This window comes from Azotobacter chroococcum, from assembly GCF_004339665.1.
Taxonomy (GTDB): domain Bacteria; phylum Pseudomonadota; class Gammaproteobacteria; order Pseudomonadales; family Pseudomonadaceae; genus Azotobacter; species Azotobacter chroococcum.
On the sequence record NZ_SMMU01000012.1, the window covers coordinates 1 to 25,292 of the forward strand.

A 25,292-nucleotide genomic window follows, 5' to 3' on the forward strand; every position below is an offset into this window, starting at 1 on the left:
CGGTCAAGGTGGAAGACGGCGATGCCGTGGTGTTCATGAACTTCCGCGCCGACCGCGCCCGCGAGCTGAGCCGCGCCTTCGTCGAGAAGGACTTCAAGGAGTTCGAGCGCAAGCGCGTGCCGCAGGCCGGCTTCGTCACCCTCACCCAGTACTCCGCCAGCATCCCGGCACCCTGCGCCTTCGCCCCGGAAGCACTGACCAACGTGCTCGGCGAGTACCTGGCCAACCACGGCAAGACCCAGCTGCGCATCGCCGAGACCGAGAAGTACGCCCACGTCACCTTCTTCTTCTCCGGCGGCCGCGAGGAGCCCTTCGCGGGCGAGGAACGCATCCTGATTCCCTCGCCGCCGGTCGCCACCTACGATCTGAAACCCGAGATGAGCGCGCCGGAGGTCACCGACCGCCTCGTCGAGGCCATCGAGCAGCAGCGCTTCGATGTGATCGTCGCCAACTACGCCAACGGCGACATGGTCGGCCATACCGGGGTGTTCGCGGCGGCGGTCAAGGCGGTCGAATGCCTGGACGCCTGCCTCGGGCGCGTCGTCGCGGCGCTGGAGAAGGTCGGCGGCGAGGCGCTGATCACCGCCGACCACGGCAACGTCGAGCAGATGGAGGACGAGAGCACCGGCCAGGCGCACACCGCGCACACCTGCGAGCCGGTGCCGTTCATCTATGTCGGCCAGCGCCCGCTGCGCATCCGCGGCGGCGGCGTGCTGGCCGACGTGGCGCCAACGATGCTGAAGCTGCTCGGCCTGCCGCAGCCGAAGGAAATGACCGGCCAGCCGCTGGTCGAGCCGGCCTGAGGCGGAAAACGGCGTGGGCGGGCCTCCGGCCTGCCCACCGCCTGTCCGCAGCTGCTGCAATGCCCTGCAGCCTGACGACGGATTTTTAGGCATACTTAGGCCGATCCACTCCCCCCGATGCCGCCCGCCATGCACCGCACCCTCTCCGCCCTGATCCTCGCCCTCGCGCTCAGCCCGGCGCTCGCCGACGAGCGCAGCGAAACCCTGCAGCAGCTGGAGCAGGCCCGCCAGGACATCGCCGAGCTGAAGAAGCTGCAGGAGCAGCTGAACCAGGAAAGGGGCGGCGTGCAGAAGGAGCTGGGCAGGACCGAGCGGGAGCTGGGCGACCTGGAGAAGCAGGTGCGCGAGCTGCAGGATGAACTGGACGGCCGCGAGCGGGAGATCCGTCGCCTCGACCAGGAAAGGCAGACGCTGCAGAACGCCCGCGACGAACAGCAGCGGCTGATCGCCATCCAGGCCCGCGCCGCCTACCAGGGCGGTCGCCAGGAATACCTCAAGCTGCTGCTCAACCAGCAGCAGCCGGAACTTGTTTCCCGCACCCTGACCTACTACGGCTACCTCGACCAGGCGCGCCGCAAGCAGCTCGAAACCTTCGACGCGACCCTGCGCCAGCTGGCTGCGGTCGAGCAGGAACTCGCCACCCAGCAAACCCGGCTCGGCGAACGCAAGGACGAGCTGGAGCGGCGCCGCGAGCGGCTCGCCGCCCTGCGCCAGGAGCGCCGGCAGGTGCTGGCCCGGCTGAACCGGGAGTACGCCAGCGGCGCACAGAGGCTCAAGGCCCGCGAGGAAGAGCAGGCCGAACTCGGCCGGGTGCTGCAGCGCATCGAGGAAACCCTCGCCCGCCAGGCGCGCGAGGCCGAGGCAGCGCGCCAGCGCGCCCTCGCCGAACAGCGCCGCCAGCAGGAGCTCGAAGAGCAGCGCCAGCGTGCCAGAACGGCCGAGCCCGCCACTGAAAAACCGCAGCTGTCCAGCCGTCAGGAAGCGGCCCCCGACGGCCCCTTCGCCCGCGCGCGCGGCAGCCTGCCGTGGCCGGTCGATGGCCGTCTGCTGGCGCCCTACGGTTCAGCACGCAGCGAAGATGCCCGCACCCGCTGGGATGGCGTGCTGATCGGCGCCAGCGCCGGCAGCCCAGTGCGCGCCATCCATGGCGGGCGCGTGGTGTTCGCCGACTGGCTGCGCGGCTCGGGCCTGCTGGTCATTCTCGACCACGGCAATGGCTACCTGAGCCTCTACGGGCATAATGAGAGTTTGTTGAAAGGCGCCGGCGACATGGTCAAGGCCGGCGAGCCGATCGCCACGGTCGGCACCAGTGGCGGGCAGGACATGCCTGCGCTTTACTTCGCCATCCGCCAACAGGGCCGCCCCAGCGATCCCGCCCTGTGGTGCCGCGCGCAGGGATAGCGCCGCTTTCACTCGAGGAGTTCGTTTTCATGCCGCACCTGCCCCGTCCCCTCTCGCTGGCCCTGGCTGCCGCCCTCGCGCTCGGCGCCCCCTTCCTGCACGCCGCGGAGGCGCCTGTGCCAGTCGAGGAGGCGCCCACGCCAGCCGCCGAGACGCGAGGCAAGCCTCTCCTGCCGCTCGACGAGCTGCGCACCTTCGCCGAGGTCCTCGACCGGATCAAGGCCGCCTATGTCGAACCGGTGGACGACAAGACCCTGCTGGAAAACGCCATCAAGGGCATGATCAGCAACCTTGACCCGCACTCGGCCTACCTCGAACCTGAGGAGTTCCGGGACCTGCAGGAGAGTACCAGCGGCGAGTTCGGCGGCCTCGGCGTCGAGGTCGGCATGGAGGACGATCAGCTCAAGGTGGTCTCGCCGATCGACGACACGCCGGCGGCCCGGGCCGGCATCGAGGCCGGCGACCTGATCGTCAGGATCGACGGCCAGCCGACCAAGGGCATGTCCATGCTCGAAGCCGTGGACAAGATGCGTGGCAAGCCCGGCAGCAAGATCGAGCTGACCCTGGTCCGCGAAGGCGGCCGGCCGTTCGAGGTCGAGCTGACCCGCGCGGTGATCAAGGTCAAGAGCGTGAAGGGCCAGCTGCTCGAGTCGGGCTATGGCTACCTGCGCATCACCCAGTTCCAGGTCAACAGCGGCGAGGAAGTCGGCAAGGTGCTGGCACGCCTGAAGAAGGAAAACGGCGGGCAGAAGCTCAAGGGCCTGGTACTGGACCTGCGCAACAACCCCGGCGGCGTGCTGCAGTCGGCGGTCGAGGTGTCCGACCACTTCCTCACCAAGGGCCTGATCGTCTACACCAAGGGCCGCATCGCCAACTCCGAGCTGCGCTTCTCGGCCGACCCGGCCGACGCCAGCGAAGGCGTGCCGCTGGTGGCGCTGATCAACGGCGGCAGCGCCTCGGCCGCGGAGATCGTCGCCGGCGCCCTGCAGGACCACAAGCGGGCCGTGCTGATGGGCACCGACAGCTTCGGCAAGGGCTCGGTGCAGACCGTGCTGCCGCTGAACAACGACCGCGCCCTGAAGCTGACCACCGCCCTCTACTTCACCCCCAACGGCCGCTCGATCCAGGCCCAGGGCATAGTCCCGGACATCGTGGTGGAACGTGCCAAGCTGACCCAGGATGCCCAGCCGGAACACCTGCGCGAGGCGGATCTGGCCGGCCACCTGGGCAACGGCAACGGCGGGCCGGACAAGCCCAGCGGCAAGGATGGCCAGGGCAGCAAGGTACGTCCGCAGGACGACGACTACCAGCTGAGCCAGGCGCTCAACCTGCTCAAGGGACTCAACCTGACGCGCGGTCAGCAATAGGTCACACAGCGAACGGGTGGAAAGCCGCGCCTGCGCCTTCCACCCGGCGCCGGGCGGCTCAGCGCACCACGATGCCGCGGGCGGCCAGATAGGCCTTGGCTTCCGGGACCGTGTACTCGCCGAAGTGGAAGATGCTCGCCGCCAGCACCGCATCGGCCTTGCCTTCGAGGATGCCGGCGGCCAGGTGCTCGAGGTTGCCGACGCCGCCGGAGGCGATCACCGGAATGCCCACCGCCTCGCTGATCGCGCGAGTCACGCCGAGATCGTAACCGCTCTTCACGCCGTCCTGATCCATGCTGGTCAGCAGGATCTCGCCGGCGCCGTAGCCCTCCATCTTCTTCGCCCACGCCACCGCGTCCAGCCCGGTGGGCTTGCGTCCGCCGTGGGTGAAGATTTCCCAGCGCGGCGCCTCGCCCGGGCCGGACACCTTCTTGGCGTCGATGGCAACGACAATGCATTGCGAGCCGAAGCGCTCGGCGGCCTCGCCGACGAACTCCGGAGTGAACACCGCGGCGGTATTGATCGACACCTTGTCGGCACCGGCATTCAACAGGTTGCGGATGTCCTGCACGGTGCGCACGCCGCCACCGACGGTCAGCGGGATGAACACCTGGCTGGCCATGCGCTCGACGGTATGCAGGGTGGTGTCGCGCCCCTGGTGGCTGGCGGTGATGTCGAGGAAGGTGATCTCGTCGGCGCCCTGCTCGTCGTAGCGGCGGGCGATTTCGACGGGGTCCCCGGCATCGCGGATGTTCTCGAACTTGACGCCCTTGACCACGCGGCCGTTGTCCACGTCGAGGCAGGGGATGATGCGTTTGGCGAGGGCCATGGCAGTCTCTCTCGTCGGTTGCATGCCGGCAATGGGCATGCGGCTTCTCGTGCTGATGGTTCCCACGCTCCGGCGTGGGAACCTCGCTCGGGACGCTAAGCGTCCCCGGTTGCGCTCCCACGCCGGAGCGTGGGAGCGATCAGTGGGGATAATCAATCAGGCGATCAGCCCTTGAAGCTGTCGCACAGCGCCTGGGCTTCGGCCACGTCGAGGGTGCCCTCGTAGATGGCGCGGCCGGTGATGGCGCCGACGATGCCGGGCGCGCGGGCATCCAGCAGCTTCTGGATGTCGCCAAGGTTGTGGATGCCGCCGGAGGCGATCACCGGAATCCGGCTCGCCGCGGCCAGGGCTGCGGTGGCCTCGACGTTGCAGCCCTGCATCATGCCGTCCTTGGCAATGTCGGTGTAGACGATGGCGGACACCCCGTCGGCCTCGAAGCGCCGGGCCAGGTCGACGACCTGCACGCTGCTCACCTCGGCCCAGCCGTCGGTGGCGACGAAGCCGTCCCTGGCGTCCAGGCCGACGATCACCTTGCCCGGGAAGGCGCGGCAGGCCTCGCCGACGAACTCCGGCTGCTTGACCGCCTTGGTGCCGATGATCACGTAGCTGACCCCGGCCTTCACATAATGCTCGATGGTCTCCAGGGAGCGGATGCCGCCGCCGATCTGGATCGGCAGGTTCGGGTAGCGCCTGGCGATGGCGGTGACCACCTCGCCGTTGACCGGCTGGCCCTCGAAGGCGCCGTTGAGGTCGACCAGGTGCAGGCGGCGGCAGCCGGCCTCCACCCACTTGGCGGCCATCGCCACGGGATCGTTGGAGAACACGGTGGCATCTTCCATCAGGCCCTGGCGCAGGCGCACGCAGGCACCGTCCTTGAGATCGATTGCGGGGATAATCAGCATGTCTTTTTCCTAACGTCAGAAGAGCCCGTAGGGTGGAAAACCGCGCAGCGTTTTCCACCAGAATCCTGCGGCGCCTACCAGCGCCCGTCCCAAGCGGCGAAGTTCTGCAGCAGCTGCAGGCCGTGGGTGTGGCTCTTTTCCGGGTGGAACTGCACGGCAAAGCGCGAGCCCTCGGCCAGCGCAGCGGCGAAGTCGACCCCGTAGTGGCCGCGGCCGACCACCTGGCGCGGGTTGCCGGCCTCGATGTAGTAGCTGTGCACGAAATAGAAGCGGCCGTTGTCCGGGATGTTGTGCCAGAGCGGATGGTCGACGCTCTGGACGACCTCGTTCCAGCCCATGTGCGGCACCTTGAGGTGTTCGCCGTCCTCGACCAGGCCCTTGCCGAAGAAGCGCACCTGGCCGGGGAACAGGCCGATGCAGTCGACCCCGCCGTTCTCCTCGCTGCGCTCCATCAGCGCCTGCATGCCGACGCAGATGCCGAGGAACGGCCGGTCGACGCTCACCTCGCGGACCAGCTGATCGAAGCCCAGCCGGCGGATCTCCGCCATGCAGTCGCGGATCGCGCCGACGCCGGGAAACACCACCCGGTCGGCCTCGCGGATCACCTGCGCGTCGCTGGTGATCAGCACCTTGCCGGCGCCGACGTGCTCCAGCGCCTTGGCCACCGAGTGCAGGTTGCCCATGCCATAGTCGATCACGGCTACCGTCTGCATCACAGGCACCCCTTGGTGGAGGGCATCTGCCCGGCCATGCGCGGGTCGAGCTCGATGGCCATGCGCAGGGCGCGACCAAAGGCCTTGAACACCGTCTCGATCTGGTGGTGGGTGTTGCTGCCGCGCAGGTTGTCGATGTGCAGGGTCACCTGGGCGTGGTTGACGAAACCCTGGAAGAACTCCTGGAACAGGTCCACGTCGAAGCTGCCGACCCGGGCGCGGGTGTAGGGCACCTGCATCGAAAGGCCGGGACGGCCGGAAAAGTCGATCACCACGCGCGACAGCGCCTCGTCCAGCGGTACGTAGGAGTGGCCGTAGCGGACGATGCCCTTCTTGTCGCCGATGGCCTTGGCGAAGGCCTGGCCGAGGGTGATGCCGACGTCTTCCACGGTGTGATGGTCGTCGATATGCACATCGCCCCGGCACTCGATATCCAGGTCGATCAGGCCATGGCGGGCGATCTGGTCGAGCATGTGCTCGAGAAAGGGCACGCCGATGGCGAAGCGGGCCTTGCCGCTGCCGTCCAGGTTGATCGAAACCTTGATCTGGGTTTCCAGGGTGTTGCGCTCGACGCAAGCCGTACGTTCGGCCATCACAGCTCCGCTAGTCGTGGGACGAAAGGGCGTCATTATAGGCGCAAACCCCAAGCCTGGATAAGCCGTCCGGCGCGGCCCGCCCGGTGCGCAGACGGGCTCCGCTGGTTATCCTTGACGATCCAGCAAGCGACAAGGCCCCCGAAAAACCATGCCCGTCCACGTCGAAACGCTCACCACCGCCAGCCCCCAGGACCGCCTCGACCTGGCGAAGATCTATGCCGATGCCCCCGACTGGCTGCTCAGCCCGCATGCCGATGCCGAGCAGCTGATCGCCGCCGGCCTGGAAAGCGGCACGCTGATCGCCGGCCGCTTCAACGACCGTCTGCTCGGCGCCGCCCTGCTGGCAAGGAACGATGACTGCTGGCGGCTGTCGCACCTCTGCGTGCGCAGGATCACCCGCGGCCGCGGCGTCGGTCGCCGCTTGCTCGACGAGGCCCGGCGCCTGGCCGAGGCGGCCGGCAAGCCCCTGCACCTGTCCGCTCCCGCGGATCAACTGGAAAGCCAGGCCCTGGCCGCCCGCACCCAGCTGCCGCTGGACACCCTCTGAGGCCCGCCCCGGCGCACAGTCGCCGGGCACGCGGCTCGGCCGCCATGACCGGCCGCTATACTCGGCGGCCTGTACCCCTCGCGAATCCCAACAAGGACTCCGCCCATGAAAACGCTCGGCAAAATCCTTGGCCTGATCGTCCTCGGGCTGCTGCTGGTCGTCGTCGCCCTCGGCTTCGCCCTCACCCAGCTGTTCGATCCCAACGACTACAAGGACGAGATCCGCCAGCTCGCCCGCGACAAGGCCAACCTGGAACTGACCCTGAACGGCGACATCGGCTGGAGCCTGTTTCCCTGGCTCGGCCTGCAGCTGCAGCAGACCAGCGTGGCCAGCACCCGCACCCCCGATCAGCCCCTCGCCGACCTGGAGATGATCGGCCTGTCGGTGCGGGTGCTGCCGCTGCTGCGCCGCGAGATCCAGATGAGCGACATCCGCGTCGACGGCCTCGAGCTGCACCTGCGCCGCGACAAGCAGGGCCGCGGCAACTGGGAAGACCTTGGCCGCCCGGCCCAGGCCGGAAAACCCGAGCAGCCGAAGGTGGCCACCGGAGAAACCGCTCCGCCAGCCGAAGCGCCCGTTGAAACCCCGGCCGACAACACCGCCCGGGCGCTGCGCCTGGACATCGACAGCCTGACCCTGAACAACGCCCGGGTGGACTATCTGGACGAGCGCAGCGGGCAGAAATTCAGCGCCGAAAGCATCCAGCTCAGCAGTGGCGCGATCCGCCCGGACAGTGACATTCCGCTCAAGCTGACCGCCTTCTTCGGCAGCAACCAGCCGGTCCTGCGCGCGCGCACCGACCTCGAGGGCGTGCTGCGCTTCGATCCCGCGCTCCAGCGCTTCCAGCTGAACAATGCCCGGCTGTCCGGCGAGGCCTCGGGCGAGCCGCTCAAGGGCAAGACCCTGAACTTCGCCGCCCAAGGCGAGCTGCTCGCCGACCTGGCCGCCCAGGTGGCCGAATGGAACGGCCTGAAACTCAGCGCCAACCAGCTGCGCGCCATCGGCGAGCTGAAGGTGCGCGAGCTGGACAAGGAACCGCAGCTGAGCGGCGGCCTGTCCATCGCCCCGTTCAACCCGCGCGAATTCCTCGCTGGCATCGGCCAGGAGCTGCCGGCGACGGCCGATCCCGCCAGCCTGACCCGCCTCGAGCTGAGCAGCCAGTTGAGCGGCACTCCGAGCGCCGTGGCCTTCGACAAGCTCGATCTGAAGCTGGACGACAGCCGGTTCACCGGCAGCATCGCCGTCGCCGACTTCGCCCGCCAGGCCCTGCGCCTGCAGCTCAAGGTCGACAAGCTGGACCTCGACCGCTACCTGGCGCCGAAGAGCGAGAAAAAAGAGGCCGCCGGCGCCGCCCGCCAGGCGGAGGTCAAGGGCGCCGTGGCCGTCGCCGTCCAGAACAGCGACACCCCGCTGCCCGAAGCGCCCACCCAGCAAGCCTGGAGCGAAGAAGCGGTGCTGCCGGTCGACACCCTGCGCAAGCTGGACCTGCAGGCCAGCCTCGACGTCGGCCAGCTGACCCTCGACCAACTGCCGATCGGCAACGCCCACCTGCAGGCCACCGCCAAGGACGGCCTGCTGACCCTGAAGAGCCTGCGCGGCGAACTCTTCGGCGGCAGCTTCGACGTGCAGGCCCGCCTCGACGCCCGCCCGCCCACTCCCCAGCTGAGCGTGCTGAAGCGCCTCAGCCGGATCCCGGTGGAGAAGTTCATCGAGACCGAGGGCAAGGAAGAGCCGCCGATCAAGGGCCTGCTCGACCTGAACGCCGACCTGGAAACCCGCGGCAACAGCCAGAAGGCCTGGGTCGAGGGGCTCAACGGCACGGCCAGCTTCGTCCTCCACGACGGCGTGCTGCCCGACGCCAACCTCGAACAGCAGCTCTGCCTGGCCATCGCCACCCTCAACCGCAAGGGCCTGAACAATCCGCCCAACGCCAAGGACACCCCCTTCGAGGAGCTGAAAGGCAGCCTGCGCTTCACCAACGGCGTCGCCAGCAACCCCGACCTCAAGGCGCGCATCCCCGGCCTGACGGTCAACGGCAACGGCGACCTGGACCTGCGCGTGCTCGGCATGGACTACCGCATCGGCGTGATCATCGAAGGCGACAAGCGCGCCATGCCCGACGCCGCCTGCCAGGTCAACGAGCGCTACGTCGGCCTGGAGTGGCCGGTCCGCTGCCGCGGCCCGCTGGAGCTGGGTGCCAAGGCCTGCCGCCTGGATCGCGACGGTCTGCGCCAGATCGCCGCCAAGCTGGCCGGCGAGAAGCTCAACGAGAAACTCGAGGAAAAGCTTGGCGACAAGGTCAGCCCGGAACTCAAGGACGCACTGAAGGGGCTGTTCAACCGATGACTCCCGAGCAGTTCAACAGCGCCGTGCTCGACTGGTACGACCGCCACGGCCGCAAGGACCTGCTCTGGCAGCAGGACATCACGCCCTACCGGGTGTGGGTCTCGGAAATCATGCTGCAGCAGACCCAGGTCGCCACCGTGCTCGGCTACTACGAGCGCTTCATGGCCGCCCTGCCGACGCTGGAGGCGCTGGCCGCGGCGCCCGAGGACGAAGTGCTGCACCTGTGGACCGGGCTCGGCTACTACAGCCGCGCGCGCAACCTGCACAAGACCGCGAAGATCGTCGCCGGGCAGCACGCCGGCGAGCTTCCCCGCTCGCCGCAGGCACTCGCCGAGCTGCCCGGCATCGGCCGCTCCACCGCCGGCGCCATCGCCAGCATCAGCATGGGTCTGCGCGCGCCGATCCTCGACGGCAACGTCAAGCGCGTGCTGGCCCGCTACCTGGCCGAGGACGACTATCCGGGCGAGCCGCAGGTAGCCAAACGCCTGTGGGCGGCCGCCGAGCGCTTCACACCGCAGGTGCGGGTCAACCACTACACCCAGGCGATGATGGATCTCGGCGCCACCCTCTGTACCCGTAGCCGTCCGGCCTGCCTGCTCTGCCCGCTGCAGGGCGGCTGCCGCGCCCACCTGCTCGGCCGCGAGACGGACTACCCGGCGCCCAAACCGCGCCGGGAGCTGCCGCGCAAGCGCACCCTGATGCCGCTGCTGGCCAATCGCGACGGCGCCATCCTGCTCTACCGGCGCCCCTCCAGCGGACTCTGGGGCGGGCTCTGGAGCCTGCCGGAACTGGACGACCTGGACGCGCTCGACCCGCTCGCCGCCCGCCATGCCCTGCACCTCGGCGAACGCCGCGAACTGCCGGGCCTGACCCACACCTTCAGCCATTTCCAGCTGGCCATCGTGCCCTGGCTCATAGCGGTGGAGAACGCCGCCCCCGCCGTGGCCGAGGCCGACTGGCTCTGGTATAACCTCGCCGCTCCGCCGCGCCTGGGCCTCGCCGCTCCGGTGAAGAAGCTGCTCAAACGCGCCCAGAGCGAACTGCAGATCCCGGCGGACCCGCCGACTTCGAGGAGAATCCCATGACCCGCACCGTGCACTGCCGCAAGTACAAAGAGGAACTGCCCGGCCTCGACCGTCCGCCCTACCCGGGTCCCAAGGGCGAGGACATCTACCAGAACGTCTCGAAGCAGGCCTGGGACGAATGGCAGACGCACCAGACCATGCTGATCAACGAGCGCCGGCTGAACATGATGAACGCCGAGGACCGCAAGTTCCTGCAGGGCGAGATGGACAAGTTCCTCTCCGGCGAGGAATACGCCCTGGCCGAGGGCTACGTGCAGCCGAAGGAGTGAGTCTCCCGAGCATTCCCAACGCCTGCGCTAAGCGCTTAAAAAAGCTAATTTTTTCGCCGGCTGCAGTTGACGCTCCGGCGGGAAAGAGGGTTTAATGCCGGCCGTTGTTGCCCAGGTAGCTCAGTTGGTAGAGCAGGGGATTGAAAATCCCCGTGTCGGCGGTTCGATTCCGTCCCTGGGCACCACTTCCTTCAAGTGGTACTCCCGCAGTCACAACGCCCTTTCGCCCAGGTAGCTCAGTCGGTAGAGCAGGGGATTGAAAATCCCCGTGTCGGCGGTTCGATTCCGTCCCTGGGCACCACTGATTCCGAACGAAAAGCCTCAGCCATGCGCTGGGGCTTTTTGCTTTATGGGGATCGCAACCATCCGCATATCCCCCTGATCGCAAGACAATCCGCACGCAGCGCGCCAATGCCCCGGACGCCATGCAACTGCTGCCCCCCCGACGCCCACCACGCTATCGCCGCCCATCGCACACGAAAGACAAAAATCTAGAGAAACAGGCCACCAGTTCTCTCCGCAGCCTGTGACCGCGTATCGATTGAGGGGATATCCCCATCAACCCATACGGCTGGCTCCGCCAGTGGAACGATGCCTTCCACAAGCAAGTGATCACACAACAAGAGTCTCGACAGAAAACAGCCCTGTTACCTACCTACACATAATATCCCTATAAATCAGCAAATTAATATTAAAGCCACCAGCTTACTCCGATATCCCGGGTATGATTCCAACGCCACACAACAAAGTGATAGCATGTCTTACCTCTAAACGAGGGATGGCTCTGAGCCCGTTTTCCAACCCGTGAAGAAGGATTCGAGATGATAAAAAGAACAATGCTGTTGGTAGCCGCTTTCTCTTCAATGGCGCTTGTAACCCCGGCCGCCAATGCGGCCGACGAAACCGCCGCCATCGAGGCGGCTGCGGAGCAGTTGCGTGCGCTGATGGTGGACCCGGACAAGACGAAGCTGGAGGCCCTGATCGCCCCGGAATTGAGCTATGGCCACTCCAGCGGCAGGATCGACACCAAGGAGCGCTTCGTCGACGACCTGATGAGCGGCGCCTCCGACTTCCTGTCCATCGCCATCAGCGAGCAGAGCGTGCAGGCCGTGGGCGACACGGCGATCGTCCGCCATACGCTCACGGGCGATACGCACAGCAAGGGCAAGGACCCAGCCAGGGTCAGTCTGAAAATCCTGCAGATCTGGCAGCACCAGGGCAGCGAATGGCAACTGCTGGCCCGTCAGGCGGTTCCCCTCTAACCAGCCCAGTGGAAACCGCCGGGAGCCCGACGCCGGTGGTTTCCACTACCCCCTCGGGCTGGCCCGCCGATACGCCCTGACGAATCAGCGCGAGTGCTCCGTCGAACTCTTCGTCTCCACGACCGGGTCGATGCTCCCATCCTCGAATATGTACCAGTCTTCTCCGAGCAGCTCGGCCGGGTGCATCGTCCGGTCGGCGCCGTTTCCGCAGGCCAGGGAAGTCGCCGGACAGTACCTGTCGCAGCCCCAGCAGATCCGCTCGGGATGCTTTGGGTTCAAGGGAAATTTCTTCGCCATTCTCGTCGCCCTGGTGGTGTGAGTCGGAGGTTCGCAAGCCGCTTCGACAGGCAATCTAACGTTTTTCCCCAGGGATTTCGCGATGGATCGGCGAGTCCGGTCGGTAACCGGCAGGGCGGACGACGAAGGGCGCCCGAGGATGAAAAACCCCGGCGCCTGGGGTATACCTGCGTGTTCCTGGCCAATTCAAGGAGTTCGCCCATGCAGGTCGCAGATGCCATCCGCTCGCGCAAATCGGTTCGCCGCTTTCGTCCCGATCCCGTTCCCCGCGCCCAGGTCGAGCGCATCCTGGAGCTGGCGGCGCAGGCGCCGAGCGGCGCCAACACCCAGCCGTGGAAGGTCCGTGCACTGGCCGGCGCGGCCCGCGATGCACTGTGCCGGGCGGTGAGCGCGGCGGCCGAGCAGGAGCCGCAGCGGCATCACGCCGAGTATGGCTACTACCCCGACCCCTGGTTCGAGCCTTACCTCGAGCGCCGGCGGACCATGGGCTTCAGCCTCTACGACGCGCTCGGCATCGCCCGCGGCGACCGGGCGGCGCGGGAGCGGCAGGCGCTGCGCAACTTCCAGCTCTTCGATGCACCGGTCGGCCTGCTGATTTCCATGGACCGGCGGATGAACACCGGCAGCTTCCTCGACCTCGGCATGTTCATCCAGAACCTGATGCTGGCGGCCCGCGGCGAAGGCCTGCACAGCTGTCCCCAGGGGGTCTTCGCCGACTATCACCAGGTGGTGCGCGGGCTGGGGCTGCTCGGCGAAGAAGAGATCCTGGTCTGCGCCGTGGCCCTCGGCCACGCGGACCCCGAGGCGCCGGAAAACGGCCTGGTCACCGAGCGGGTGCCGGTGACCGGATTCGCCGCCTTCCACGGCTTCGATGAGTCGGCCAGCGGCTGAGCTCCGCCGGCGCCTCCATTCACTCGCGGTAGTCGTCCAGCGGCACGCAGGCGCAGAACAGGTTGCGGTCGCCGTAGACGTTGTCCACCCGGTTCACCGTCGGCCAGTACTTGTGGGCGCGGGTGTGGGCGCTCGGCGTCACCGCTTCCTCGCGGCCGTAGGCGCGCTGCCACTCGCCGAGCACGTCGGCCAGGGTGTGCGGGGCATGCTTGAGCGGGTTGTCCTCGGCGGGCCAGTCGCCGGCCTGGACCTTGGCGATCTCCGCGCGAATGCAGAGCATGGCCTCGACGAAGCGATCCAGCTCGTGCAGGGACTCGCTCTCGGTCGGCTCGATCATCAGCGTGCCGGGCACCGGGAAGGACATGGTCGGCGCGTGGAAGCCGTAGTCCATCAGGCGCTTGGCGACGTCCTCCTCGCTGATCCCGGTCTCCGCCTTGAGCGGGCGCAGGTCGAGAATGCACTCGTGGGCGACCCGGCCGTTGCGGCCGCTGTACAGCACCGGGAAGGCACCGCCCAGGCGATGCGCCAGGTAGTTGGCGCTGAGAATGGCGACCTCGGTGGCGTCCTTCAGCTGCGGGCCCATCATGGCGATGTACATCCAGCTGATCGGCAGGATGCTCGCGCTGCCCCAGGGCGCCGCGCTGACCGCGCCGTTGTCCGGGTTCGGGCCGTCCAGCGGTACCACCGGGTGGTTGGCGACGAAGGGCGCCAGGTGTGCCTTGACGCCGATCGGACCCATGCCCGGGCCGCCGCCGCCGTGGGGGATGCAGAAGGTCTTGTGCAGGTTCATGTGCGAGACGTCGGCACCGATATCCGCCGGGCGCGCCAGGCCGACCTGGGCGTTGAGGTTGGCGCCGTCCATGTAGACCTGGCCGCCGTGACCGTGGATCACCTCGCAGATCTCGCGCACGCCCTCCTCGTAGACACCGTGGGTCGAGGGATAGGTGAGCATCAGGCAGGACAGCGTGTCGCCGGCCGCCTCGGCCTTGCGCTGGAGGTCGGCGAGGTCGACGTTGCCGGACTTGTCGCAGTCGACGATCACCACCTGCATGCCGGCCATCTGCGCCGAGGCCGGGTTGGTGCCGTGAGCCGAGGACGGGATCAGGCAGACATGCCGCCGGCCCTCGCCGCGGCTCTCATGGTACTTGCGGATCGCCAGCAGGCCGGCGTACTCGCCCTGGGCGCCGGAGTTGGGCTGCATGCAGATGGCGTCGAAGCCGGTAATGGCGCACAGCCAGGCCTCCAGCTCCTCGATCATCAGCCGGTAGCCCTCGGCCTGCTCGCGCGGGGCGAAGGGGTGCAGGCTGGCGAACTCCGGCCAGGTGACGGGCATCATCTGACTGGTGGCGTTGAGCTTCATGGTGCAGGAGCCGAGCGGGATCATCGCCTGGTTGAGGGCCAGGTCCTTGTTCTCCAGCTGCTTGAGGTAGCGCAGCATCTCGGTCTCGCTGTGGTGGCGGTTGAACACCGGATGCTGCAGGTAGGCCGAGCTGCGCTGCAGCGCGGCGGGGATGCCCGGGGCGGCGGCATCGTCGAGCACGGCGAGGTCGAGACCATGGTCGGCACCGAGGAAGATCGCCAGCAGCCGCTCGACGGTCTCCGCCGTGCAGGTCTCGTCCAGACTGACGCCGAGCCGGCCGCGGCCGAGGATGCGCAGGTTGATCCGCGCCTCCTGGGCGCTCTCGATGATCGCCGTCTGGGCACCGCCGACCTCCAGGGTCAGGGTGTCGAAGAAGTACCGGTTGAGGCGCTCGATCCCGCGCTGCGCCAGGCCCTCGGCGAGGATCGCGGTCAGCCGGTGGACGCGCCGGGCGATGCGCCTGAGGCCTTCTGGGCCGTGGTAGACGGCGTAGAAACCGGCCATGTTGGCCAGCAGCACCTGGGAAGTGCAGATGTTCGAGTTGGCCTTCTCGCGGCGGATGTGCTGCTCGCGGGTCTGCAGGGCCATGCGCAGGGCGGTGTTGCCGCGGGCGTCCCTGGAGACGCCGATGATCCGCCCGGGCATGGCGCGCTTGTACTCGTCGCGGGTGGCGAAGTAGGCGGCGTGCGGGCCGCCGTAGCCCATCGGCACGCCGAAGCGCTGCGCCGAGCCGAACACCACGTCGGCGCCCAGCTCGCCGGGCGGGGTCAGCACCAGCAGGGCGAGCAGGTCGGCGGCGATGCAGGCCAGCGCCTGCTGCGCGTGCAGCTGCTCGATCAGCGGCCCGAGGTCGCGGATCTCGCCATGGGTGTCGGGATACTGCAGCAGGGCGCCGAATACCGCATGCTCGCTGAGTTTCTCCACGGCATCCACCACCACCTCGAAGCCGAAGCCCGCGGCGCGGGTGCGCACCACCGAGATGGTCTGCGGGTGGCAGTTCTCGTCGACGAAGAAGCGGTTGCTCCTGCTCCTGGCCACCCGACGGGCCATGGCCATGGCCTCGGCGGCGGCGGTGGCCTCGTCGAGCAGCGAGGCGCTGGCCAGGTCGAGGCCGGTGAGGTCGATGGTCAGCTGCTGGAAGTTCAGCAGCGCCTCCAGCCGGCCCTGGGCGATCTCCGGCTGATAGGGGGTGTAGGCGGTGTACCAGCCGGGGTTCTCCAGCACGTTGCGCAGGATCACCGGCGGCGTGACGGTGCCGTGGTAGCCCATGCCGATCAGGCTGGTCCACAGCTCGTTGCGTTCGGCATAGCCTCTGAGCTTCGCCAGGGCGCCCTGCTCGTCCAGCGCCGCCGGCAGCGCCAGGGCGCGGTTCAGGCGGATCGCCGGCGGCACCGTCTGCTCGATCAGCTGGTCGCGGCTGGTCAGGCCGAGGCTGGCGAGCATGGCGCGCTGCTCGGCCTCGTCGGGACCGAGGTGGCGCTGCAGGAAGGCGTCGGGCTGCTGGAGTTGGGCGAGACTGGGAGTCTGGGACATGGCGGCTCTCGGCTGAAAGGACGAAGCCCCGACGGGCGAGGCTTCGGGAGGGAATGGGCTCGGCTTGCGGCGCCCGCGGGCGCCGCAAGCGCCTGGCGATCAGGCCTCGGCGCTGCAGGCGGCCTCGTAGCCGGCCGCATCGAGCAGCTTGTCCAGGTCGCCGGCGGCACTGGGCTTGAGCTTGAAGAACCAGCTGCCGTAGGGGTCGCTATTGACCAGCTCGGGGCTGTCGGTCAGGGCCTCGTTGACCGCGATCACCTCGCCGGCGATCGGCGCGTAGATGTCGGAGGCGGCCTTCACCGATTCCACCACCCCGGCTTCCTGTTCGGCGGCCAGCTGCTTGCCGACTTCCGGCAGCTCGACGAACACCACGTCGCCCAGGGCTTCCTGGGCGTGGTCGGAAATGCCCACGGTGACGGTGCCGTCCGCTTCCAGTCGGGCCCATTCGTGGCTGGCTGTGTAACGCAGATCGGCGGGGATATTGCTCATGTCGTGTCCTCGGGGTTGGGGGCGAAAGGGCTCGCCCGAAAAAATCTAGATCAAGGCCTTGCCGTGACGGACGAAGTTCGGCCGGACGACGCGGACGGGCAGCCAGCGGCCGCGAATTTCCACCTCGGCGCGCTCGCCGGTGGCCGCCGGCACTCGGGCTAGGGCGATGGACTTGCCGAGCGTCGGCGAGAAGCTGCCGCTGGTGATCGCGCCCTCGCCGACGCCCTCCACCCGTACCACCTGGCCAGTACGCAGCACGCCGCGCTCCTCCAGCAGCAATCCCACCAGTTTAGGCTGGCCGCCGGCGCGGCGCTGTTCCTCCACCGCGGTGCGGCCGATGAAGTCGCGCCCGGCCGGGTCCCAGGCGATGGTCCAGCCCAGGTTCGCCGCCAGCGGCGAGACGTTCTCGTCCATGTCCTGGCCATGGAGGTTCAGCCCTGCCTCCAGGCGCAGGGTGTCGCGGGCGCCGAGGCCGCTGGGGGCGATGCCGGCGCCGACCAGATCGCTGAAGAAGTCCGGCGCCTGCGCCACTGGCAGCATGATCTCCAGGCCGTCCTCGCCGGTGTAGCCGGTGCGGGCGACGAACCAGTCGCCCTCGGCCAGCCCCTCGAACGGGCGCAGTTCGTGGATCAGCGCGGCGCGCGGGGCGGAGACCAGTTCGCCGGTGCGCACCCGCGCCTGCGGCCCCTGGATGGCGAGCATGGCCAGGTCGCGGCGCTCGCGCAGCTCGACGGCATGTCCGGCAGATTGTTCCTTCATCCACGCCAGGTCGCGCAGGCGGCTGGCGGCGTTGAGCACCAGGCGGTAGCCGAAATCGGCGAGATAGACGATGAGGTCGTCGATCACCCCGCCGCGCTCGTTGAGCATGACGCTGTAGAGCGCCTTGCCGGGGGTCTCCAGGTGCGCCACGTCGTTGGCCAGCAGACGCTGCAGCCAGGCGCGGGCCTCCGGGCCATGGACATCCACCACGGTCATGTGAGAGACGTCGAAGACGCCGCAGTCGCGCCGGACCTGATGGTGCTCCTCGACCTGCGAGCCGTAGTGCAGGGGCATGTCCCAGCCGCCGAAATCGACGATCCTGGCGCCCAGGGCAAGGTGCTGCTCATAGAGGGGCGTGCGCTGTCCCATGATGGTTCTCCTTCCGTGCCTGGCGCGTCGCCACGCGAAAGACCTGCGAGACAGGCCTGGCAAGGCCGCCGGCAGGCCGCGAATGGCGCGCATTGTAGCCGCAAGGCCGGGTCCGGTCACGGCGCTGGCAAGGTGGGGGCCGGACGCCGCCGGCCCTGGCGGCTCAGCCCGGCTGGCGTGCCGAACGGCGGATCAGGCCGATCACCGGCAGCAGGCCGACCAGCACCAGGGTCAGCGCCGGCAGCGCGGCGCGGGCCCACTCGCCCTCGCTGGTCATCTCGAAGATGCGTACCGCCAGGGTGTCCCAGCCGAACGGGCGCATCAGCAGGGTCGCCGGCATTTCCTTGAGCACGTCGACGAACACCAGCAGCGCGGCGCTCAGGGTGCCGGGCAGCAGCAGCGGCAGGTAGAGCCGCGAGAACAGCTGCGGCCCGCCGACCCCCAGGCTGCGCGCGGCCTCTGGCAGCGACGGGCGGATCCGCGCCAGGCTGCTTTCCAGGGGGCCGAAGGCCACCGCCAGGAAGCGCACCAGATAGGCCAGCAGCAGGGCTGCCAAGCTGCCCAGCAGCAGCGGCTTGCCGGCGCCGCCAAACCACTCGGACAGCGGGATCACCAGCTCGCGGTCGAGATAGCTGAAGGCGAGCATGATGGACACCGCCAGCACCGAGCCCGGCAGCGCGTAGCCCAGATTGGCCAGGCCGACCGCCGCGCCCATGGTGCGTCCCGGCACCAGGCGTCGGGCGAAGGCCAGCAGCATGGCGCAGGCGACGGTGATCAGCGCGGCGCAGCCGCCCAGCCAGAGGGTGTGCAGGATCAGCCCGGCATAGCGCTCGTCGAGGTCGAAGCGGCCGCGCTGCCAATACCACGCCAGCAGCTGCAGGAGCGGCACGACGAAGGCGCAGAGGAATACCAGCCCGCACCAGGTGCTGGCCGCCGCGGCCTTGAAGCCGCGCAGCCGGTACAGCGCCCGGCCGCGCGGGCGCTCGGTGCTCGGCCGCGGCACGCCGCGGGCGCGGCGCTCGCCGTAGACCACCAGCATCACCGCCAGCAGCAGCAGGCTGGCCAGCTGGGTGGCGCTGGACAGGCTGTAGAAGCCGTACCAGGTCTTGTAGATGGCGGTGGTGAAGGTGTCGTAGTTGAACACCGAGACGGCGCCGAAGTCGGCCAGGGTCTCCATCATCGCCAGCGCCAGGCCGGCGCCGATCGCCGGCCGCGCCATCGGCAGCGCCACGCGCCAGAAGGCCTGCCAGGGCGACTGGCCGAGGGCCCGCGCGGCCTCCATCAGGCCCTTGCCCTGGGCCAGGAAGGCACTGCGCGCGAGCAGATAGACGTAGGGGTAGAACACCAGCACCAGGACCAGGATCACCCCGCCGGTGGAGCGCACCCGCGGCAGCCGCAGGCCACTGCCGAACCACTCGCGCAGGAGGGTCTGCACCGGGCCGGAAAAGTCCAGCAGGCCGACGAAGACGAAGGCCAGCACGTAGGCGGGAATCGCGAAGGGCAGCATCAGCGCCCAGTCCAGCCAGCGCCGGCCGGGAAACTCGCAGAGGCTGGTCAGCCAGGCCAGGCTCACCCCGAGCAGGGTGACGCCGGCACTGACGCCCAGCAGCAGGGTCAGGGTGTTGCTGAGCAGACGCGGCATCTGGGTATCCCACAGATGCCTCCAGATTTCGCCGTCCACGCTGTGCCAGGAGAGCGCCAGCACGCTGAGGGGCAGCAGCACCAGGGAGGCGATGGCAAAGACGATGGGATACCAGCGGCGCTGGGCGGAATGGGTCACGACAGCTCCCCGATACGAAAAACGAATCGGGCTGCAGGCGGAGCGCTCCGCCTGCAGCCCGGGTTGGCAGCCTCGGCGGGCGCCTCAGTTCCAGCCGGCGCGATCCATCAGGCGGATCGCCTCGGCCTGGCGCTTGCCGGCGACCTCGACCGGCACGCTGTCGGCCTTGAAGCTGCCCCAGGCGGCGACTTCCGCGGACGGTGCCACCTGCGGATTGGCGGGGTATTCCTGGTTGATGTCGGCCAGCAGGCGCTGGGCCTTGTCGCCGGTCATCCACTCCAGCAGCTTCTGCGCGGCCTGCGGATGCGGGGCGTGCTTGGTCACCCCGGCGCCGGAGAGGTTGACGTGCACGCCGCGATCGGCCTGGTTCGGCCAGAAGGGCTTCACCTTCAAACCGGGGTTCTGCTTGTGCAGGCGACCGTAGTAGTAGGTGTTGGCCATGCCCACGTCACACTGGCCGGCGTCGATGGCCTGCAGCAGGGCGGTGTCGTCGGCGAACACGTCGGTGGCCAGGTTGTTCACCCAGCCCTTGACGATCTGTTCGGCCTGCTTCTCGCCGTGGGCCTCGATCAGGGTGGCGGTCAGCGACTGGTTGTAGACCTTCTTGCTGGTGCGCAGGCACAGACGGCCTTCCCAGTTCTCGTCGGCCAAGGCCTCGTAGGTGGAAAGCTCCTCCGGCTTGACCCGCTCGGTGGAGTAGAAGATGGTCCGCGCACGCAGCGACAGGCCGCTCCAGGTACTGCTGGCAGAGCGGTATTGCGGCGGGATGTTGGCCTTGATCGTCGCCGAATCCAGCGGACGCAGCACGCCTTCCTGCTCGGCCTGCCAGAGGTTGCCGGCGTCCACGGTGATCAGCAGGTCGGCCGGGGTGTTCTTCCCTTCGGCCTTGAGACGGGCCAGCAGCGGGGCCTCCTTGTCGGTGATGAACTTCACCTTGACCCCGGTTTCGGCGGTATAGGCATCGAAGACCGGCTTGATCAACTCGTCGATCCGCGACGAATAGACCACGACCTCGTCGGCCGCCAGGGCGGTGCCGGAGAGCGCGCCCAAGGCCAGGACGGCGAGAATGTGCTTGCTTGCCTGCATGGAACCCACCTCATGTGAATTAAGTGCGGCGAATAATAGTGACTAGCATTTAGCTTCACAACTCGCCATATGTCGCGCGGTATATCGCCAACAGGGTGGGTTCGGCTTTCAGGCCCGCGCCAATTCGGGCAGGTCGCCGCTCAGTCCGAGGGCCTGGCGGACGAACAGCGCCTTGCCCCCGGGCAGCTCGTCCATCCACTTCAGGCCGGCGTTGCGCAGCCAGCGCAGCGGCAGCGGATCGGCCTGGAACAGCCGCTCGAAGCCCTCCATCGCCGCCATCATCGCCAGGTTGTGGGGCATCCGCCGGCGCTCGAAACGGCTCAGCACGCGCAGCTCGGCCAGCCGTTCGCCCCGCCCGCGGGCATGCAGCAGCACCTCGGCCAGGGTGGCGGCATCGAGAAATCCCAGGTTGACGCCCTGCCCCGCCAGCGGGTGGATGACGTGGGCGGCATCGCCGATCAGCGCCAGGCCGGGTTCGACATAGCGCCGGGCATGCCGCTGGCGCAGCGGGATGCAGTGGCGCGGATCGACCTCCAGCACCGCACCGAGCCGCCACTCGAAGGCGGCGCCCAGCGCCGCGGCGAAGGCCGCATCGTCCAGCGCCATCAGCCGCTCGGCCTGCTCCGCAGTGGTCGACCAGACGATCGAGCACCAGTGGCGGTCGCCATCCCGCTCCAGCGGCAGGAAAGCCAGCGGACCGTCGTCGGTGAAGCGCTGCCAGGCGGTACGGCGGTGCGCCTCGGCGCAGCGCACGCTGGTGACGATGGCATGGTGCAGGTAATCCCACTCGCGGGTGGTGCAGCCGGCCAGACGGCGGATCGTCGAGTTGGCGCCGTCGGCGGCGACCAGCAGCGGCGCGCGCAGCTGACGGCCGTCGCCGAGGCTGACCAGCCAGCCGTCGCCGGAGCGGCGCAGGCCGTCCAGGCGCACCGCGGGCAGCAGGCCGATGCCGCTGCCTGCCAGGCGCTCGAGCAGGGCGTCCTGCACCACGCGGTTCTCGACGATGTGGCCGAGCACCTCGGCATGCACGCTGGCCGCGGCGAAGCGGATCTGCCCGGTGCCGGAGCCGTCCCACACCTGCATCTCGCCGTAGGGGGCGGCGCGCCGGGCGCGGATGCCGTCCCAGGCGCCGAGGCGCTCGAGGATGCGCTGGCTGGCGGCGGACAACGCGCTGACCCGCGGCTCGAAGGGCGCCTCAGGGCTCCAGGGGGCCGCCTCGAGCGGCCCGCGGTCGAGCAGGAGGATATCCAGGCCGCTGTCCTGCAGGGCCAGTGCCAGGGTGCTGCCGACCATTCCGGCGCCGACGATGATCAGATCCGCGTGCATGCTTTCCTCAACTCGCAAGGGGCGTCCTGCCACGCCCGCCGTTCTTCGATGATCGCGCGTCAGGCTCAGACCTGCGCACGGGTGCCGAGCCCCATGGCCTGGCGGGCGAACCAGCGCTTGGCCGGCGGCAGCAGGTCGAGGCCGAGCAGGCCGAGACTGCGCCCGCCGGCGAGTAGCGGCGTGGCCATGCCGAACAGCCGGGTGAGCCGGTCGGAGAAGCCCACGGTCAACTGCTGGTCGAGGCGCTGGCGGGCCTGGTAGCGCAGCAGGGTGGCGAAGTCGCCGGGCTCGGCCGGACTGTCCAGCAGTTCCTCGGCCAGGCACAGGGTATCGCGCAGGGACAGGTTGTAGCCCTGGCCGGCGATCGGGTGCAGGCTGTGGGCGGCATTGCCGAGCAGGGCCAGATGCGGGCGCACCTGCTCCTCGGCCTCGACCAGCGCCAGCGCATAGAGATGGCGGCCCCCCAACTGGCGGAAGGCGCCGAGGCGATAGCCGAACTGTTGCTGCAGCTCGGCGAGGAACTGCCGCTCGTCGAGCGCCAGCAACCGTCCGGCGTCGCCCGTCGGACGAGTCCAGACCAGCGCGCAGCGATTGTCCGCCAGCGGCAGCAGGGCCAGCGGGCCGTCCTGGGTGAAGCGCTCGAAGGCCTGGCCGCGATGCGGCTCGCCGGGCGTGAGGTTGGCGATCAGCGCAGTCTGCCCGTAGGGCTGCTGGCGCACATGGATGCCGAGCTGCTCGCGCAGATCGGAGCGGCCACCGTCGGCGAGCACTGCCAGGGCGCAGTCGAGGTGGCTGTCGTCGTCCAGCTGCAGCCGGTAGCCATCGCGCAGCGGGGTCATGCGCAGCACTTCGGCCGGGCAGCGCCAGGTGACCACTTCGGGATCCAGCGCCTGCCACAGGCACTCGCCGAGCCAGGCGTTCTCCACCACATAGCCGAGGGCCGGCACGCCCTCCTCCGCCGCCTGCAGGCGCGCGGCGCCGAAACGGCCACGCTCGGAGACGTGGATCTGCAGGATCGGCTCGGCCCGGCGGGCGATCGCCGGCCACAGGCCCAGGCGCTCGTAGATCTGCCGGGTGCCGAAGGACAGCGCCGAGGAGCGCGCGTCGTAGCTCGGCTGATAGGGTTCGCCGGGCGCGTGCGGCTCGATCAGCACGATCCGCCAGCCGCGCGCCTTGGCGCCCTCCTGCAGGGCCAGGGCCAGACTCGCACCGACCAGGCCGCCGCCGACGATCGCCAGTTCCACCCGGGTCATGTTCAGGCCACCCGGCCGCGAGCCGCGGCCATCAGTGCCTCGATCTCGGCGACGCCCTTGGGCACGCCGCCGGTGAGGATCTCGCAGCCCCCTTCGGTGACCACCACGTCGTCCTCGATGCGCACGCCGATACCACGCCACTTGCGCTCGACCTTGTCGTTGTCGGCGGCGATGTAGATGCCCGGCTCGACGGTCATCGCCATGCCCGGCTCGAGCACGCGCCACTGGCCGTCGATCTTGTAGTCGCCGACATCGTGCACGTCCATGCCCAGCCAGTGGCCGGCACGGTGCATGTAGAAGGGCTTGTAGGCCTCCTGCTTGATCAACTCGTCGACATCGCCGGCAAGCAGTCCCAGCTCCACCAGTCCGGCAACGATCACCCGCACCGTGGCCTCGTGGGCCTCGTTCCAGTGGCGGCCGGGCGCGATGTGCCTGAACGCCTCCAGATTGGCGGCCAGCACCAGCTCGTAGATCGCCTTCTGCTCGGGCGAGAAGGTGCCGTTGACCGGGAAGGTGCGGGTGATGTCGCTGGCGTAGCAGTCGATCTCGCAGCCGGCGTCGATCAGCACCAGATCACCGTCGCGCAGCGGCATGTTGTTCTCGGTGTAGTGCAGGATGCAGGCATTGCGACCGCCGGCGACGATCGAGCCATAGGCCGGCATCCGCGCCCCACCCTTGCGGAACTCGTACTCCAGCTCGGCCTCCAGCTGGTACTCATGGAGCCCCGGGCGGCTGGCCTGCATGGCGCGCACGTGGGCGCGGGCGGAGATGGCCGCGGCCTCGCGCATCACCGCCACTTCGGCGGCGCTCTTGTACAGGCGCATGTCGTGCAGCAGATGGTCGAGGGCGACGAACTCGCTCGGCGGCTGCGCGCCCTGGCGGGCCTTGGAGCGGATGGTCTTGATCCACTCCATCAGCCGGTGGTCGAACGCCTCGTTGCTGCCGATGGCGTAGTAGACCCGGCCGCGCCCCTCGATCAGACCGGGCAGGATGTCGTCGATGTCGGCAATGGGGAAAGCATCATCCGCGCCGTAGTCGCGGACCGCCCCCTCCTGGCCGGCGCGCAGGCCGTCCCAGAGTTCGCGCTCGGGATCGCGCTCGCGGCAGAAGAGCACGTATTCGCCATGTTCGCGGCCGGGAATCAGGGCGATCACCGCCTCCGGCTCGGGGAAACCCGAGAGATACTGGAAGTCGCTGTCCTGACGGTACTGGTGCTCCACATCGCGATTGCGGATATACACCGGCGCCGCCGGCAGGATGGCGATGCTGTTGGGCTCCATCTGTGCCATCAGCGCCTTGCGCCGGCGGGCGTATTCCGGCTTCGGGATGCAGGTCATGTACAGCTCCTCGGTTGACTGGCAAAAGCGTCGGCGCTTCAGTGCACGGACGGCTTGGGCGCCGGCGCAACCGGCCCGGCGCACTCGGCGAACAGCAGGAGCGGCGCAACCCGGAGGTATTCCATGACCTCCATGTAGGCACCCTCGCCCTCCTCGGACTCCTCCAGCGAATTCTGCACCTGGGCGATGGCGGCGAGATCCTGCAGCACTTCCATGGCCTCCGCGCTCAACGGCTTGTCGCGGGCAGTCAGGCCGAAACCGCCGAGAAAGCCCTGGCACCACTGCCCCAGGGCGGTAGCGCGCTCGGCCAGCGGCGCCTCGTCGGAAGGCAGCAGCAGGACCACGGCGACCTCGCCGCCAGCCAGTTCGCCCTTGACCATCTCCTGCAGGCCGACCAGCGCCTGGCGCACGTTGTCCGGAGTCTGGCTGCCGAGCAGATCGGCGGCATCGGTCAGCCAGGCGTCGGCCTCGAAACCGGCGCCGGCGCAGCTGCGACCGAGCAGCAGGCCATGCAGCTCCGCCGGGGACACTTCCCGGCCGGTCGAGGCCAGCAGGGCGGAGAAAGCCGCATAGGGGGATTTATCGGTGGACATATCGGACTCGCCTTCTCCGCTCGCCCGGTCTGCCGCGCCTTGCGAAAGCGCCGGCAGCTATAGGCGCCACGGGGAGCAAATGACTAGAATGTGGTCGCG

General features: G+C 68.7%; 23 protein-coding genes and 2 tRNA genes. 11 read left to right on the top strand and 14 right to left on the bottom strand.

The features are described from left to right. From gpmI to EV691_RS11900, 3 genes are all read left to right on the top strand, one after another. A partial coding sequence (gene gpmI, locus EV691_RS11890) for a 2,3-bisphosphoglycerate-independent phosphoglycerate mutase (protein WP_131837554.1) occupies window positions 1-803 on the top strand: 803 nt, incomplete at its 5' end. A gap of 129 nt (window positions 804-932) precedes the next feature. Next, the gene (locus EV691_RS11895) at window positions 933-2,204 is read left to right on the top strand and encodes a murein hydrolase activator EnvC family protein (protein WP_131297195.1); all 1,272 of its coding nucleotides are present in this window, start codon (window positions 933-935) and stop codon (window positions 2,202-2,204) included. Window positions 2,205-2,233: 29 nt separating this feature from the next. Beyond that, window positions 2,234-3,571, top strand: coding sequence for a S41 family peptidase (locus tag EV691_RS11900; RefSeq protein ID WP_131297196.1), 1,338 nt, complete (start codon window positions 2,234-2,236; stop codon window positions 3,569-3,571). A gap of 58 nt (window positions 3,572-3,629) precedes the next feature. On the opposite strand, the gene hisF is transcribed toward EV691_RS11900, so the two are convergent. The 4 genes from hisF to hisB form a co-directional block, all read right to left on the bottom strand. Next, complete coding sequence (hisF, locus tag EV691_RS11905) at window positions 3,630-4,400, bottom strand: imidazole glycerol phosphate synthase subunit HisF (RefSeq protein ID WP_131297197.1); 771 nt, start codon at window positions 4,398-4,400, stop codon at window positions 3,630-3,632. Window positions 4,401-4,564: 164 nt separating this feature from the next. After that, on the bottom strand, window positions 4,565-5,302 hold the full coding sequence (gene hisA, locus EV691_RS11910) for a 1-(5-phosphoribosyl)-5-[(5-phosphoribosylamino)methylideneamino]imidazole-4-carboxamide isomerase (protein ID WP_131297198.1): 738 nt from the start codon (window positions 5,300-5,302) through the stop codon (window positions 4,565-4,567). Between the two features lie 74 nt (window positions 5,303-5,376). Further along, complete coding sequence (gene hisH, locus EV691_RS11915; RefSeq protein ID WP_089169432.1) at window positions 5,377-6,015, bottom strand: imidazole glycerol phosphate synthase subunit HisH; 639 nt, start codon at window positions 6,013-6,015, stop codon at window positions 5,377-5,379. Then, window positions 6,015-6,608, bottom strand: a complete 594-nt coding sequence (gene hisB, locus EV691_RS11920) for an imidazoleglycerol-phosphate dehydratase HisB (protein WP_131297199.1) — start codon at window positions 6,606-6,608, stop codon at window positions 6,015-6,017. Before hisB ends, hisH begins: the two co-directional genes overlap by 1 nt. Window positions 6,609-6,759: 151 nt before the next feature. Here hisB and EV691_RS11925 point away from each other — a divergent pair, with 151 nt between their 5' ends. From EV691_RS11925 to EV691_RS11955, 7 genes are all read left to right on the top strand, one after another. Continuing rightward, window positions 6,760-7,158, top strand: a complete 399-nt coding sequence (locus EV691_RS11925; RefSeq protein WP_131297200.1) for an acetyl-CoA sensor PanZ family protein — start codon at window positions 6,760-6,762, stop codon at window positions 7,156-7,158. A 105-nt stretch (window positions 7,159-7,263) separates the two neighbouring features. Next, window positions 7,264-9,504: an AsmA family protein gene (locus EV691_RS11930; protein WP_131297201.1), complete on the top strand. Its 2,241-nt coding sequence runs from the start codon at window positions 7,264-7,266 to the stop codon at window positions 9,502-9,504. Next, a complete protein-coding gene (gene mutY, locus EV691_RS11935; protein ID WP_131297202.1) occupies window positions 9,501-10,589 on the top strand; it encodes an A/G-specific adenine glycosylase in 1,089 nt (362 codons plus the stop codon). Before EV691_RS11930 ends, mutY begins: the two co-directional genes overlap by 4 nt. After that, on the top strand, window positions 10,586-10,858 hold the full coding sequence (locus tag EV691_RS11940) for an oxidative damage protection protein (RefSeq protein WP_089169437.1): 273 nt from the start codon (window positions 10,586-10,588) through the stop codon (window positions 10,856-10,858). The genes mutY and EV691_RS11940 overlap by 4 nt, the downstream gene beginning before the upstream one ends. Window positions 10,859-10,967: 109 nt before the next feature. Continuing rightward, window positions 10,968-11,043 (top strand) — tRNA-Phe (locus tag EV691_RS11945). Between the two features lie 40 nt (window positions 11,044-11,083). Further along, window positions 11,084-11,159 (top strand) — tRNA-Phe (locus EV691_RS11950). Between the two features lie 562 nt (window positions 11,160-11,721). Further along, window positions 11,722-12,120, top strand: coding sequence for a nuclear transport factor 2 family protein (locus EV691_RS11955; RefSeq protein WP_207390124.1), 399 nt, complete (start codon window positions 11,722-11,724; stop codon window positions 12,118-12,120). Window positions 12,121-12,204: 84 nt separating this feature from the next. Here EV691_RS11955 and EV691_RS11960 read toward each other — a convergent pair whose 3' ends face one another. Next, a complete protein-coding gene (locus EV691_RS11960; RefSeq protein WP_131253710.1) occupies window positions 12,205-12,417 on the bottom strand; it encodes a DUF3079 domain-containing protein in 213 nt (70 codons plus the stop codon). A gap of 201 nt (window positions 12,418-12,618) precedes the next feature. Here EV691_RS11960 and EV691_RS11965 point away from each other — a divergent pair, with 201 nt between their 5' ends. After that, a complete protein-coding gene (locus EV691_RS11965; RefSeq protein ID WP_131297204.1) occupies window positions 12,619-13,308 on the top strand; it encodes a nitroreductase in 690 nt (229 codons plus the stop codon). 19 nt (window positions 13,309-13,327) lie between these two features. Here the strand turns inward: EV691_RS11965 and gcvP are convergent, their stop codons facing one another. The 9 genes from gcvP to EV691_RS12010 all read right to left on the bottom strand — a co-directional run bounded on the left by gcvP (window position 13,328) and on the right by EV691_RS12010 (window position 25,193). Beyond that, entirely contained in the window at window positions 13,328-16,201 is a 2,874-nt protein-coding gene (gene gcvP, locus EV691_RS11970) for an aminomethyl-transferring glycine dehydrogenase (protein ID WP_131297205.1), read from the bottom strand. A 99-nt stretch (window positions 16,202-16,300) separates the two neighbouring features. Continuing rightward, complete coding sequence (gene gcvH, locus EV691_RS11975; protein WP_131253716.1) at window positions 16,301-16,690, bottom strand: glycine cleavage system protein GcvH; 390 nt, start codon at window positions 16,688-16,690, stop codon at window positions 16,301-16,303. Window positions 16,691-16,735: 45 nt separating this feature from the next. Next, window positions 16,736-17,818, bottom strand: coding sequence for a glycine cleavage system aminomethyltransferase GcvT (gene gcvT, locus EV691_RS11980; RefSeq protein WP_131297206.1), 1,083 nt, complete (start codon window positions 17,816-17,818; stop codon window positions 16,736-16,738). Between the two features lie 163 nt (window positions 17,819-17,981). Beyond that, window positions 17,982-19,598: an ABC transporter permease gene (locus EV691_RS11985; RefSeq protein ID WP_131297207.1), complete on the bottom strand. Its 1,617-nt coding sequence runs from the start codon at window positions 19,596-19,598 to the stop codon at window positions 17,982-17,984. 84 nt (window positions 19,599-19,682) lie between these two features. Beyond that, window positions 19,683-20,684, bottom strand: coding sequence for an extracellular solute-binding protein (locus tag EV691_RS11990; protein WP_131297208.1), 1,002 nt, complete (start codon window positions 20,682-20,684; stop codon window positions 19,683-19,685). A 108-nt stretch (window positions 20,685-20,792) separates the two neighbouring features. Further along, on the bottom strand, window positions 20,793-22,010 hold the full coding sequence (locus EV691_RS11995; protein WP_131297209.1) for a 2-octaprenyl-3-methyl-6-methoxy-1,4-benzoquinol hydroxylase: 1,218 nt from the start codon (window positions 22,008-22,010) through the stop codon (window positions 20,793-20,795). 65 nt (window positions 22,011-22,075) lie between these two features. Beyond that, on the bottom strand, window positions 22,076-23,263 hold the full coding sequence (gene ubiH, locus EV691_RS12000; RefSeq protein WP_131297210.1) for a 2-octaprenyl-6-methoxyphenyl hydroxylase: 1,188 nt from the start codon (window positions 23,261-23,263) through the stop codon (window positions 22,076-22,078). A gap of 2 nt (window positions 23,264-23,265) precedes the next feature. Then, on the bottom strand, window positions 23,266-24,600 hold the full coding sequence (pepP, locus tag EV691_RS12005; protein ID WP_131297211.1) for a Xaa-Pro aminopeptidase: 1,335 nt from the start codon (window positions 24,598-24,600) through the stop codon (window positions 23,266-23,268). 38 nt (window positions 24,601-24,638) lie between these two features. Beyond that, the gene (locus tag EV691_RS12010) at window positions 24,639-25,193 is read right to left on the bottom strand and encodes a YecA/YgfB family protein (protein ID WP_089169449.1); all 555 of its coding nucleotides are present in this window, start codon (window positions 25,191-25,193) and stop codon (window positions 24,639-24,641) included. Between the last annotated feature and the right edge of the window lie 99 nt (window positions 25,194-25,292).